The sequence below is a fragment of the Bradyrhizobium arachidis genome, assembly GCF_015291705.1.
Lineage (GTDB): Bacteria > Pseudomonadota > Alphaproteobacteria > Rhizobiales > Xanthobacteraceae > Bradyrhizobium > Bradyrhizobium arachidis.
Genome location: NZ_CP030050.1, coordinates 7,956,835 through 7,969,292 on the forward strand (window position 1 = coordinate 7,956,835; position 12,458 = coordinate 7,969,292).

A 12,458-nucleotide genomic window follows, 5' to 3' on the forward strand; every position below is an offset into this window, starting at 1 on the left:
AGCCCGGCCGAGACCATCGGCCGGGCTTTTTCTTTTGGCCGCCGCGCTATCGCGCCGCCTGGATCGAGCGCAGCACCTCTTCGCTCGGCCAGCAATCGACCTTCAGGCCCGCTGACTTCTGGTAGGCGCCGAGCGCGGCGCGCGTCTGCATGCCGGCTTTGCCGTCGATCTTGTCCTTGTAGAGCCCGACGCGTGTGAGCCCGCGCTGCATCGTCTCGACGTCCTTGGTCCGCAGCTGCTTTGACGCGGCCCATGGCGTTGCGAACGGTTGCGGGCTCGTCATGCGGTCGCTGAGATGGCCGACGAACAGCACGTAGAGGTCGGAGAAATTGTATTCCTTGATGACGAAGTAGTTCTTCGTGGTCAGGAACGACGGACCGTAAATGCCCTCCGGCTGCAACAGCGAGGCCGGCTGCGCCTGCTCGGCGGCGCTCAACTTTTGCCCACGCACCGGCACGAAGCCCTCGCGCAGCCATTGGCTGATCGGCTTCGTCACCTCGGGCACGCCGACGGTGCAATCGACTTTCGCGGGCGCCTGCACCTCATAGGCCCAGCGCACGCCGCTCTGCCAGCCCTTGTTGACGAGCTGCTGCGCGGCCGAGGCCAGCGCATCCGGCACCGAATGCCAGATGTCGATGCGGCCGTCGCCATCGAAATCGACGCCGTGGTTGTAATATTCGGATGGCAGGAACTGCGTCAGCCCGGTGGCGCCGGCCCAGGACGAGCGCATGTCCTTGCGCGTCACCACGCCCTCGCCCAGGATCTTCAGCGAGAGGATGAACTCGTTGCGATAGGTGTCTTTGCGGCGACCGACATAGGCCTGCGTCGCCAGCACGCGGACGAGATCGTAAGGCAGGGTGTAGCGGCCGTAGTCGGTCTCGCGTCCCCAGATCGCAAGCATGACGGTAGATGGCACGCCGGACTTCTTCTCGATCTCGGTCAGCTGCGGACGATATTTCTGCAGCAGCCGCTGCCCCTCGCCCGCAAGCCGCGCAATCGAAGCTTCCTTGACGTAGTCGGCAGGCACCTGCACGAACTCGGCCTGCGACGGCGCGCCGGTCGCGGGCCGGCCCGGCAGGATCAGATCGGGCAGCTTGTAGTCAGGCTCGAGCCCGCGCGTCTGCTCATCGAACGTCGCGCGCGACACGCCGGCGGCCTGCGCCTCCGGCCAGAGCGAAGTGATGAACTGCGTGAAGACCGCGTCGGCGGCACGGGCGGGCGACCAGGTGCAGGTGACCGCGATCACCGCAGCGATGAGCGCCCTCCGCATCATGCCGCCATCACCGCGTCAGCTTCTTGTACTTCACGCGATGCGGAATGATGCTGTCCTGGCCGAGCCGGCGCATCTTGTCCTTCTCGTAGTCCTGGAAGTTGCCTTCGAACCATTCGACATGGCTGTCGCCTTCGAAGGCCAGGATGTGGGTCGCGATACGGTCGAGGAACCAGCGATCGTGGCTGATGATGACGGCGCAGCCGGCGAAATCCTCCAGCGCCTCTTCGAGCGCACGCAGCGTGTCGACGTCGAGATCGTTGGTCGGCTCGTCGAGCAGCAGGACGTTGGCGCCGGACTTCAGCATCTTGGCGAGATGGACGCGGTTGCGTTCACCGCCGGAGAGCGCGCCGACCTTCTTCTGCTGGTCGGCGCCCTTGAAGTTGAACGACGAGCAATAGCCGCGCGAGTTCACTTCCTTCTTGCCGAGCAGGATCAGCTCGTTGCCGCCGGAGATTTCCTCCCACACCGTCTTCTTGCCGTCGAGCGCATCGCGCGACTGGTCGACATAGCCCAGATGCACGGTCTCGCCGACCGTGATGGTGCCCTTGTCCGGCGTTTCCTGCTTGGTGATCATCTTGAACAGCGTGGTCTTGCCGGCGCCGTTGGCGCCGATCACCCCGACGATGCCGCCGGGCGGCAGCTTGAAGGTGAGATCGTCGATCAGCAGGCGATCGCCATAACCTTTGCTGAGCGTTTCGAAGTCGACCACGTTGGCGCCGAGCCGCTCGGCGACCGGGATGATGATCTGCGCGGTCTGGGTCTGCTTCTCGCTCGCCTGCTTGAGCAGCTCCTCATAGCGCTGATAGCGCGCCTTCGACTTGGCCTGGCGTGCCTTCGGCGAGGACGCGACCCACTCCTGCTCGCGGGCCAGCGTCTTCTGATGCGCAGCCTCCTCGCGGCCTTCCTGCTCGAGGCGCTTCTGCTTCTGCACCAGCCAGGACGAGTAGTTGCCCTCGTAGGGAATGCCGCGGCCGCGATCGAGCTCGAGGATCCACCCGGTGACGTTGTCGAGGAAATAGCGGTCGTGGGTGACGATCAGGATCGCGCCGGGATAGTTGCGGAGGTGACCTTCGAGCCACGACACGGATTCAGCGTCGAGATGGTTGGTCGGCTCGTCGAGCAGCAAAAGCTCGGGCTGGTCGAGCAAAAGACGGCACAGCGCAACGCGGCGACGTTCACCGCCGGAGAGTTTCGTGACGTCGGCATCGTCGGACGGGCAGCGGAGCGCGTCCATGGCCTGGTCGACCTTGCTGTCGAGATCCCAGAGGCCCTGGGCCTCGATCTCGTCCTGCAGCTTGGTCATCTCGTCGGCGGTCTCGTCCGAGTAGTTGACTGCGAGCTCGTTGTAGCGGTCGAGGATCGCCTTCTGCTTGGCGACGCCCTGCATGACGTTCTCGCGCACCGATAGCGCCGGATCGAGGTGCGGTTCCTGCTCGAGATAGCCGACACGGGCGCCCTCGGCGACCCAGGCCTCGCCGGTATATTCCTTGTCGAGGCCGGCCATGATCTTGAGCAGCGTCGACTTGCCCGAGCCGTTGACGCCGAGCACGCCGATCTTGGCGTCCGGGTAGAAGCTCAGATGGATGTTATCGAGCACCTTCCGGGTCGGGTAGCTCTTGGTCAGGCCCTGCATGAAATAGATGAACTGGCGCGCCATCGGTCCCGTGAAACCTTCAATTTGAGGAGATTTGCTTAGCCAGCGATGTAACGATCCCGCCCCCAAAGGGCAACGTTTTCCCTCCGTTCACCACGGATGAATACGGTCCGGACACCATCCGGACCCAGATCCGGACAATTGAAACCATTTTTTAATAAAGCAGGCCAAAGCTCGGTTTCGCGCGGAAACAGCGCCACCCGCTCAGAATGAGCGGGGAGAACAGCGAGACAGCGTCATGGCCCTGATCGAGACCCATTCTCTTCCTGTTCCGACAGAAGTCGGGCACGTCTCCGGCGTCGTGTCGGAGATCAAGGGCTTCTGGAAGCGCTTCCTCGCCACCGCCTTCAACCCCTACCGGCCCGAGCTGCACTATATGCGCGGCCCCGGCCCCGCCTGGCGCGCCAAGCATGGCATCGATGCGCCGATCCGGCTGAAGCCCCGCGACCTCTAAGCGCCTCCCTCCTATCGCATTTTTGAAGACGCAAGCTGCTTGCGCGCGAGGCTGATTGCGCGCAACCATGGCCCGGTTCCGACGATGGCGCCCATCGCCCAGCGCCGTCCCCTCTCGCCATGGATGAAGCTGATGAGCCGGCTGCGCTGCGCAATTCTCGACGACTATTTCAACCTCGCCCTCGACGTCGCCGACTGGCAGAGATTGTCGGATCGCGTCGACGTCACCGTGTTCAGCCATCCCTTTGCCTCGGAGCAGGCCGCGGCCAGCGCGCTCGCGGACTTCGAGATCATCTGCGCGATGCGCGAGCGCACTGCGTTCCCCAAGAGCCTGTTCGACAGCTTGCCGAAGCTGAAGCTGCTGCTCACCTCGGGCATGCGCAATGCTTCGATCGACATGGAGGCCGCGAAGGCGCGTGGTGTCATCATCGGCGGTACGCAATATTCACGCGATCCGACCGCGCCGCTCACCATGGGCCTGATCCTGGAGCTGACCCGCGGCATCGGCCGCGAGAATGCGCGGATGCATGCGGGTGAGCCCTGGCAGACCTTTGCCGGCGTCGAGATCGAGGGGATGACGCTCGGCGTCGTCGGGCTCGGCAAGCTCGGCAGCAAGATGGCGGGGATTGCGAAGGCGTTCGGCATGAACGTGATCGCGTGGAGCCCGAACCTGACGCCGGAGAAATGCGCGGCGGCCGGCGTCGGCTACGCCACCAAGGAGGAGCTGTTCGCCAAGGCCGACATCGTCACCATCCATGTGGTGCTGAGCGAGCGCTCGCGCGGCCTCGTCGGCCGTGCCGACCTCGCGCGGATGAAGCCGACGGCCTTCCTGGTCAACACCGCGCGCGGACCCATTGTCGATGAGGCGGCGCTGCTCGAGGCCTTGCAGCAGAAGAAGATCGCGGGCGCCGGCATCGACGTCTTCTCGGTCGAGCCGCTGCCGGTCGACCATCCCTTCCGCAAGCTCGACAATCTCGTGCTGACGCCGCATCTGGGCTACGCGACCGAGGATGGCCTGCGCATTCATTACGGTCAGATGGTCGAGGCGATCGACGCCTTCACCGAGCGCGGCGAGCTGCCGCGCAAGCTGGCCTGAAACGAAAAGGGCGTGCCGTTTGGCACGCCCTTTCGCGACTTGAGCTGTTTCGAAGCGCTTAGCGCACGGTGACCGGCGCGGGCAGCGGCGGCACCACCGTCGGCTGCGTGCCGGGGACCGGGCCCGCCTGGGCAGACACAGGAGCGGGCGCAGGCGCAGCGGACGCAGTCGCCGTTCCCGGCGCCGGACCACCCGGCATCACCACCACGCGAGTGCCGACCTTGACACGGTCGAACAGGTCCGAGACGTCCTCGTTCAGCATGCCGATACATCCCGACGACACGAACTTGCCGATCGTCGAGGGCTGGTTGGTGCCGTGGATGCGGTAGACGGTCGAGCCGAGATACATCGCGCGGGCGCCGAGCGGATTGCCGGGGCCACCGGCCATGAAGCGCGGCAGATAGGGCTGACGCTCGATCATTTCCGTCGGCGGATGCCAATCCGGCCACTCCGCCTTGCGGGTGATCTTCTGCACGCCGGTCCAGGTGAAGCCGTCGCGGCCGACGCGGACGCCGTAGCGGATCGCGCGGCCGCCGCCGAGCACGTAATAGAGATAGGTGTTGGGCGTATCGACCACGAGTGTGCCGGCCGGCTCCTTGGTCTGGAACGCGACCTCCTGGCGGCGCAGATTCGGCGCCAGTTGGGCCGGCGCAGCATCGGGCTGCTCCTCCGGCGGCAGCGAAGCGACCGTCATCGGCCGGCCATCGGCGCCGACCGGCGGCTGGCCAGCCTGAACCGTTCCCGTCGCGGCGGGGCCACCAACGGCCTCCGGCGGACGCAGGCCGTCATTGGCGGGCGCCTGGCCCGGACGGTCGGCATAGATCACCGGCGGCGGGCCGGCGGGGCGGCCGTAGCGGGGATCGTCGGGCGACATTACCGGGCCCTGCGGCGGCGCTGCCGAGTACACCGGGGCGCCGGCCGGGCGCCCATAACGCGGATCATCCGGCGACATCACCGGCCCCTGCGGCGCGGCGGAGTAGACCGGCGGCGCGCCAGCCGGGCGGCCATAGCGCGGATCGTCTGGCGACATGATCGGACCGCCGGGGCCGGGCGGCGGCAGCGAGGCCTGCGGCACCGCGTCGTCGTCTTCGTCCAGCGCGTCGAAATTCGGGGTACGGTCGCCGGGCCGATATTGGGCCGGGGCGCCATAGCTCGGCGCCTGCTGGACCGGATAGCTCTGAGCCTGCGCGAGCGAGGTTCCCGCCGCAGCGACTGTTGCGGCAGCGCATATCGTCAGAAAGTGTTTGATCATCATCGCTCTTGTATAGCCCCCGGGCCCCGTCCGAGCCGTTAACGGCCAGATGACCGAAGATCGCGGCACATTCAAGACATATCAGGGTTATCTGCGCCGGATTTGCCGATTTGTGATCCGCAAGAGCACCGTTGCCCCGTTGCATCACGGGCGGGAAATCGCATCGCGCCGTAAATTGCCGGAGTCTTCCGCCCCGAATTTTAGGGAACGGCGCGGAGGCGTTGCGATATGGTCGAATCAGCCTGATTCGCCATTGCTTTGAGCTCCGATCCCCGCGTGGCGAACGCGGCAATCAGTACCGTCACCGCGTTCAGATGGCTCATGGGCCCCGGCACCGCCGTCGGGGCGGAAATTCGCAACCCGTCCGATGCTTCCCGGCTTTCGCTTCCTGCTTGCCGCGATCCTGCTGTCAACCTCCATCCTGGTGTTCGGCCTAGGCGCCGCCGCGCTGCTGCGGGCGACCCATGAGCAATATGTCAGCAACCCCTCCTGGCGGAACGGTCCGCAGGAGAAGGTGTTCGCGCAAGCCTCCGAGCCCACCCAGCCGGTGCTCGCAGTCTTGCGGGCCGAGCCGGAGGCGGCGGCCGAGCCGACGCCGTCGCTGCGTGACCAGGTGCCGACCATCGGACTGCCCGAGCAGATGGCCGCGCTGACGAGCGAGACCGACGCGCAGCCACAGGTCGTCGCGCCGCCGGCCGACGCCGCGCCGGCCGAACCGGCCAAGGTGGAGGCGACGATCGAAACCAAGATCGAGACGACGGCAGAAGCCGCAGCGCCAGCCGACACCCTCACCCCCGCCGACACCACGGCCACGATCCCCGAGGCCACGCCCGCAATTGTCGCGACCGCCAGCGCGCCCGCACCGGTTGATGCAGCCGTTGATCCCAGCCGAGCGATGGCCGCCGCGGCACTTGACGTTGCGACGACCAGGCTGGCGGCGCTGAACGATCCGGCGGCCGCGAAGGCCGCGCCCGCCAAGGCGAAGTCCGACACCAGCAAGCCGGAGAGCAAGGCGACCAAGCCCAAGGCGAAGAAGCGGCACCGCGAGGTGCGCCGCCCGCCGCCTCAGCAGTTGCGGCAACAGTTCGATCCGTTCGGTCAGCAGACCTTCGCAACGACGACCACGCGCACGCGGTGATGTGCTCCACCTCTCCCCGCTTGCAGGGAGAGGTCGGAATGCGCGCGTCGCGCGGATTCCGGGTGAGGGGGTACAGGCCCCCTCGACGACCTCACGCGGGGAGAGAGGCCCCTCACCCCAACCCTCTCCCCGCAAGCGCGGGGCGAGGGAGCGCATGGTCATTTTGGCGGCGATCTCACGCCGGCCCGGTCGCGATCGGCGGGCCGTTTTCCTGGCCCCATTCCGACCACGAGCCGTCATAGAGCGCGGTGTCTGTGACGCCGAGCCGATAGAGCGCGAGCGTCAGCACGCCGGCGGAGACGCCGGAGCCGCAGCTCGTCACGATCGGCGCATCGAGCTTGACGCCCGCGCTGGCGAAGGCGGCGCGGAGATCCTCGAGCGGCTTCATCGTGCCGGTCGCGGCGTCGAACAGCTGATTGTAAGGCACGTTGCGGGCGCCGGGGATGTGGCCGGAGCGGATGCCCGCCCGCGGCTCGGGCGCGCGGCCCTCGAAGCGATCGGCGGCGCGCGCGTCGATCACCTGCTCGGCGCGGCGTTCGACGTTGGCGACCAGCTGCTGCATGCTGCGCACGCGCTTCGGATCGTAGCTCGCCTTGAACTTCGCCGGCTTCGGCGTCACCTCGCCGCTCTCGACCGGACGCCCTTCAGCGCACCACTTCTTCAGCCCGCCATTGAGGATGCGCACGTTGCTGTGGCCGAACGCCAGGAACATCCACCAGGCGCGGGGCGCTGCGACCCAGCCGCCGGCATCGTAGAGCACGACGGTGTCGCTGTTTCCGATGCCGAGATTGCCGACGTCGCGGCCGAACTGCTCCGCGCTCGGATACATGTGCGGCAGCGGGTTGGAATGATCAGAGACAGCATCGACGTCGAAGAACACAGCGCCCGGCAGATGCGCGGCGAGATAGTCGTCCTTCGGCAGCGGCAGCACGCCCGGCAGCTTGAAGCTGGCGTCGAGAATCCTGACGTTGGCGTCGCCCATGTGGGCGGCGAGCCATTCGGTGGAGACGAGGGGATCGGTGGCCATCGGTGCTTCCTTGTGGCATTCCGGGGCGCCCGGAGGGCGAGCCCGGAATCCATCGTGCGGCTGAGTTGGTGGATGCATGGATTCCGGGCTCGCGCTTCGCGCGCCCCGGAATGACGGATGAGAGAGTGAAGCCCTCACCCCTTCTTCTTCGGCTCCCACGCTTCCGTCGGGCCGCCGGCATCGCGCCAGGCGGCGTAGCCGCCGGCGATGTGGGCGACGGGCTTGAGGCCCATGTCCTGCGCGGTCTTGGCAGCGAGCGCGGAGCGCAGACCCCCGGCGCAATGGAAGACGAACTTCTTGTCCTCCTGGAAGATCGGCTTGGCATACGGGCTCTGCGGATCGATCCAGAATTCCAGCATGCCGCGGGTGCAGGCGAACGCACCGGGGATGCGGCCGTCGCGCTCGATCTCGCGGGGATCGCGGATGTCGACGATGACGACGTCGCCGTTCTTGGAGATCTCGATAGCGTCCTTGGCGTTCAGCGTCTCGATCTCGGCATTGGCCTCGTCGATCAGCGCCTTGATGCCGCGGGTGATGTTTTGGGGCATGTGGTTCTACCTTCTCGTTCGTCATTCCGGGGCGCGACGAAGTCGCGAGCCCGGAATCCATTTCTCCACCAACTCTGCCGCTCGATCGATTCCGGGTTCGCGCTACGCGCGCCCCGGAATGACAGCAATCAGTGCGTCAATTCCTTCATCGCATTCTCCAGCCCCTCGATCGTGATCGGGTACATGCGGTTGGCGAAGATGCGCTTGATGATGGTGGTCGATTCCGAATAGTCCCAGTGCTTCTGCTGCACCGGGTTCAGCCACACCGTATGCGGATAGGTGCGGATGATGCGGTCGAGCCAGACCGAGCCCGGCTCCTCGTTGACGTGCTCGACCGAGCCGCCCGGCACCATGATCTCGTAAGGCGACATCGAGGCGTCGCCGACGAACACGACCTTGTAGTCGTGCGGATATTTGTGCAGCACGTCCCAGGTCGGCGTGCGGTCGGTGAAGCGGCGCTTGTTCTGCTTCCACACGCCTTCATAGAGGCAGTTGTGGAAGTAGAAATACTCCATGTGCTTGAACTCGCTCTTCGCCGCCGAGAACAGCTCCTCGACCTGCTCGATATGCGCGTCCATCGAGCCGCCGATGTCGAAGAACACCAGCAGCTTCACCGCATTTCGCCGCTCGGGGCGCATGTGCACGTCGAGATAGCCATGATTGGCGGTCTCGCGAATGGTGGTGTCGAGATCGAGCTCGTCGGGCGCGCCGGTGCGCGCGAATTTGCGCAGGCGCCGCAGCGCCACCTTGATGTTGCGGATGCCGAGCTCGACATTGCCGTCGAGGTCCTTGAACTCGCGCTTGTCCCACACCTTGACGGCGCGGTTGTTGCGGTTCTTCTCCTGGCCGATGCGCACGCCTTCGGGATTGTAGCCGTGGGCACCGAACGGCGAGGTGCCGGCGGTGCCGATCCACTTCGAGCCGCCCTGGTGGCGCCCCTTCTGCTCCTCGAGGCGCTTCTTCAAGGTCTCCATGAGCTTGTCCCAGCCCATGGCCTCGATCTGCTTCTTCTCTTCCTCGGTGAGGTATTTTTCGGCGAGCTTCTTCAGCCACTCCTCGGGGATCTCCGCCTTCTCCATGGCGTCGAGCAGGCTTTCCAGCCCCTTGAACACCGTGCCGAAGACGCGGTCGAACTTGTCGAGGTTGCGCTCGTCCTTCACCAGGGAGGCGCGCGACAAATAGTAGAAGTTCTCGACCGTGTAGTCCGCGAGGTCAGCGTCGAGCGCCTCCATCAGCGTGAGGTATTCGCGCAGCGTCACGGGGACCTGCGCATCGCGCAGAGAAGTGAAGAATTGCAGGAACATGGGTGACAGATTGCCCGTCGGGTGGCTGACGTCAAGGGGCGGAGACCTCCGCTGCGCGCTGGACCGATAGGCTTTTTGCTCTAGAATTGGGGTCCTCAAGGGGTTGTTTTGGGGACGTTTGCAATGGGATTCTCGCAGCGCTCATCATTGGCGCGATCGCCGGCTGGCTCGCCGGCAAGATTGTCCACGGGGCGGGATTTGGCCTCATCGGCAACGTCGTGGTCGGCATCATCGGCGCGCTAGTTGCGAGCTGGGTCCTGCCCCAGCTGCATATCGCGCTCGCCACCGGTACGATCGGCGCCATCGTGGACGCCACCATCGGCGCGGTGATTGTGCTGGTGATCCTTTCGCTGATAAGACGGGTCTGAAAGCCTGACCGAACCAGGAACGGCCGCCATGCGCGGCCGTTCCCATGTCGCGACCGGGACCAGGAAATTGGCAATGTCCCGGCCGACGACCAACAAGGACGCGCAATGAAGTTTACTGGCACCAAGGACTATGTTGCGACCGACGATCTCAAGGTCGCCGTCAATGCCTCGATCGTGCTGGAGCGCCCGCTCCTCATCAAGGGCGAGCCCGGCACCGGCAAGACGGTGCTGGCGGAGGAAGTGGCGAAGGCGCTGAACGCGCCGCTGCTGACCTGGCACATCAAGTCCACCACCAAGGCGCAGCAGGGCCTCTACGAATACGACGCGGTGTCGCGCCTGCGCGACAGCCAGCTCGGCGATGCCCGCGTCTCCGACATCAAGAACTACATCAAGCGCGGCAAGCTGTGGGAGGCGTTCACCGCCGAGCAGCGCCCGGTGCTCCTGATCGACGAGATCGACAAGGCCGACATCGAATTCCCGAACGACCTGCTGCTCGAGCTCGACCGCATGGAATTCCATGTCTACGAGACCGGCGAGACGATCAAGGCCAAGCAGCGCCCGATCATGATGATCACCTCCAACAACGAGAAGGAGCTGCCCGACGCCTTCCTGCGCCGCTGCTTCTTCCACTACATCAAGTTCCCCGACGCCGACACGATGGCCCGCATCGTCGACGTCCACTTCCCCGGCATCAAGAAGCGCCTGGTCGAGGAAGCCCTGCGCATCTTCTTCGAGGTGCGCGAGGTGCCCGGCCTGAAGAAGAAGCCCTCCACGTCCGAGCTTCTGGACTGGCTCAAGCTGCTGCTCAACGAGGACATGAGCGTCGAGCAGCTTCGCGAACGCGACCCGCGCAAGCTGATCCCGCCACTGCACGGCGCGCTGCTGAAGAACGAGCAGGACGTGCATTTGTTCGAGCGGCTGGCGTTCTTGAGCCGACGGGAAGTGTAAGCCTCTCGTGTCCCGGACGCGCTGCAACGCGTCGCACGGTGTCGTAGGTTGGGCAAAGGCGCAAAGCGCCGTGCCCACCATTCGGTAACGATACGCAAGGTCGTGGGCACGCTTCGCTTTGCCCACCCTACGATATCGAGCGTGTCGCAAGCAGCCTCCCCGATCTCGTCATTGCGAGCGTAGCGAAGCAATTCAGAATCCCTCCGCGGTGACAGTCTGGATGGCTTCGCTGCGCTCGTAATGACGGAGCATGAGGCATCTGCCTCGCTCTTACAGTTTGCAACTTGAACCGCAGACACACCTTCGCATCCTCGCGGCTCATTTCGCCCGAGCTTTGCTTCATTCCTCACCCTCATAGCAAAGAGAGGGCGCAGGGAAGGCCGGGTGCCGGCTGGCACCCGCGGTCTGCTGCGCGAATGTAGCGCAGAAAAACCGCACAGCAGCATACAGGTGAAGCCCAACACACGGCCTTCCCTGCGCAGTGGTCGGACGGCTTATGCCGTGCTCTCCCGGGAGCCGAGTTCCTTCTGGCCTCCCTCACTCTCGCGAAAGTCGCCGGCACCGCGTCGGTTGACGCAAACGCCGCATCCGCAAGAGCTTGACCGTAGCAACGACGGCCAGGACCACACGGTTTTGCCGTACGCGTTCAGCGCTGCTCGTCCGCACGAAGCCTCGGGCTCACGGAGAGCAATCCGCCCTGCCCTAGACATCTCGCACACGGCACTGCCGCGTCCACCGCAACCCGGACGCGTTTCGAACGACTCGCGAACCGCCCCTCTCCGTCGGGCCGGGCTGTTTCGACTTATGCCGCAATTCCGAATTTCGGTAAAGTGGAATATTTTTGTAGGAGAGGGTTGACGGGTTGCGGGGTGTTTTGCCCGACGGCAATCTCGTAGCCCGGATTGCGCTACGCTCCATCCGGGCTACGGGGAGGTTCAAACGAAGACAAGTTTTCAGGTCGTGGCAGCATAGTCGGCGCATCGCCCGTCAAGCCGAAGACTTCGATGCCTCTCAGCAAGCCGCGACTCGAAAAGATGAAGATGCCGCTAGGGTGGTCGCCTTGATTGATCATGAAGTCACCCAGAATATGGACACCCGGCGGCGGTTCGGCATGTCCCTTGATCTGAAAATTGATGCTGGCGCACCCGCACAGGCATTTCCAAGGCGTGACTTCAGCCAACTCGAGTTGATCGAGATACTGCGTTGCCTCTTCCGTGCCGTGCTCGAGCATCCAGCGAGCAAGGTCACGCTCGGCATCCGTAAGAGAACGATTTTGCTCTGTACTCAAATGGCTACGACGCCTTCAGGACCGTAGGGTGGGTTAGCGTCAGCGTAACCCACCTCTTTCGTTTCCGCATCGGGAGACGTGGTGGGTTACGCCAGCGGACTGCGCTTCG

At 65.0% G+C, this 12,458-nt stretch carries 12 protein-coding genes; 5 read left to right on the forward strand and 7 right to left on the reverse strand.

What is annotated here, in order from left to right; all coding sequences use genetic code 11:
- Positions 1 to 46: 46 nt before the first annotated feature.
- Both WN72_RS37550 and ettA read right to left on the reverse strand, forming a co-directional pair.
- Positions 47 to 1,273, reverse strand: coding sequence for a lytic murein transglycosylase (locus tag WN72_RS37550; RefSeq protein WP_092212772.1), 1,227 nt, complete (start codon positions 1,271 to 1,273; stop codon positions 47 to 49).
- A gap of 7 nt (positions 1,274 to 1,280) precedes the next feature.
- The gene (gene ettA / locus WN72_RS37555; RefSeq protein ID WP_092212774.1) at positions 1,281 to 2,930 is read right to left on the reverse strand and encodes an energy-dependent translational throttle protein EttA; all 1,650 of its coding nucleotides are present in this window, start codon (positions 2,928 to 2,930) and stop codon (positions 1,281 to 1,283) included.
- A gap of 235 nt (positions 2,931 to 3,165) precedes the next feature.
- On the opposite strand from ettA, the gene WN72_RS37560 reads away from it, so the two are divergent.
- Both WN72_RS37560 and WN72_RS37565 read left to right on the forward strand, forming a co-directional pair.
- Positions 3,166 to 3,381 carry a hypothetical protein gene (locus WN72_RS37560; RefSeq protein WP_092212776.1) on the forward strand — a complete coding sequence of 72 codons (216 nt, stop codon included), beginning with the start codon at positions 3,166 to 3,168 and terminating at the stop codon, positions 3,379 to 3,381.
- A gap of 132 nt (positions 3,382 to 3,513) precedes the next feature.
- Positions 3,514 to 4,476 (forward strand): D-2-hydroxyacid dehydrogenase family protein, encoded by a 963-nt coding sequence (locus WN72_RS37565; protein WP_092213083.1) that lies wholly within the window; start codon positions 3,514 to 3,516, stop codon positions 4,474 to 4,476.
- 58 nt (positions 4,477 to 4,534) lie between these two features.
- Here WN72_RS37565 and WN72_RS37570 read toward each other — a convergent pair whose 3' ends face one another.
- A complete protein-coding gene (locus WN72_RS37570; protein ID WP_167380621.1) occupies positions 4,535 to 5,728 on the reverse strand; it encodes a L,D-transpeptidase family protein in 1,194 nt (397 codons plus the stop codon).
- Positions 5,729 to 6,095: 367 nt separating this feature from the next.
- On the opposite strand from WN72_RS37570, the gene WN72_RS37575 reads away from it, so the two are divergent.
- Positions 6,096 to 6,866 (forward strand): hypothetical protein, encoded by a 771-nt coding sequence (locus tag WN72_RS37575; protein WP_092212780.1) that lies wholly within the window; start codon positions 6,096 to 6,098, stop codon positions 6,864 to 6,866.
- Between the two features lie 175 nt (positions 6,867 to 7,041).
- On the opposite strand, the gene sseA is transcribed toward WN72_RS37575, so the two are convergent.
- The 3 genes from sseA to WN72_RS37590 all read right to left on the reverse strand — a co-directional run bounded on the left by sseA (position 7,042) and on the right by WN72_RS37590 (position 9,745).
- On the reverse strand, positions 7,042 to 7,893 hold the full coding sequence (gene sseA, locus WN72_RS37580; RefSeq protein ID WP_092212782.1) for a 3-mercaptopyruvate sulfurtransferase: 852 nt from the start codon (positions 7,891 to 7,893) through the stop codon (positions 7,042 to 7,044).
- 134 nt (positions 7,894 to 8,027) lie between these two features.
- On the reverse strand, positions 8,028 to 8,441 hold the full coding sequence (locus WN72_RS37585) for a rhodanese-like domain-containing protein (RefSeq protein ID WP_092212784.1): 414 nt from the start codon (positions 8,439 to 8,441) through the stop codon (positions 8,028 to 8,030).
- Positions 8,442 to 8,569: 128 nt separating this feature from the next.
- Positions 8,570 to 9,745 (reverse strand): vWA domain-containing protein, encoded by a 1,176-nt coding sequence (locus WN72_RS37590; protein WP_027560727.1) that lies wholly within the window; start codon positions 9,743 to 9,745, stop codon positions 8,570 to 8,572.
- An 86-nt stretch (positions 9,746 to 9,831) separates the two neighbouring features.
- Here WN72_RS37590 and WN72_RS37595 point away from each other — a divergent pair, with 86 nt between their 5' ends.
- Together WN72_RS37595 and WN72_RS37600 are read left to right on the forward strand one after the other, a co-directional pair.
- Complete coding sequence (locus WN72_RS37595) at positions 9,832 to 10,113, forward strand: GlsB/YeaQ/YmgE family stress response membrane protein (RefSeq protein ID WP_092212786.1); 282 nt, start codon at positions 9,832 to 9,834, stop codon at positions 10,111 to 10,113.
- Between the two features lie 105 nt (positions 10,114 to 10,218).
- Complete coding sequence (locus WN72_RS37600; protein WP_027560729.1) at positions 10,219 to 11,061, forward strand: AAA family ATPase; 843 nt, start codon at positions 10,219 to 10,221, stop codon at positions 11,059 to 11,061.
- A gap of 907 nt (positions 11,062 to 11,968) precedes the next feature.
- On the opposite strand, the gene WN72_RS37605 is transcribed toward WN72_RS37600, so the two are convergent.
- A complete protein-coding gene (locus WN72_RS37605; RefSeq protein ID WP_143130532.1) occupies positions 11,969 to 12,349 on the reverse strand; it encodes a hypothetical protein in 381 nt (126 codons plus the stop codon).
- Positions 12,350 to 12,458: the final 109 nt, after the last annotated feature.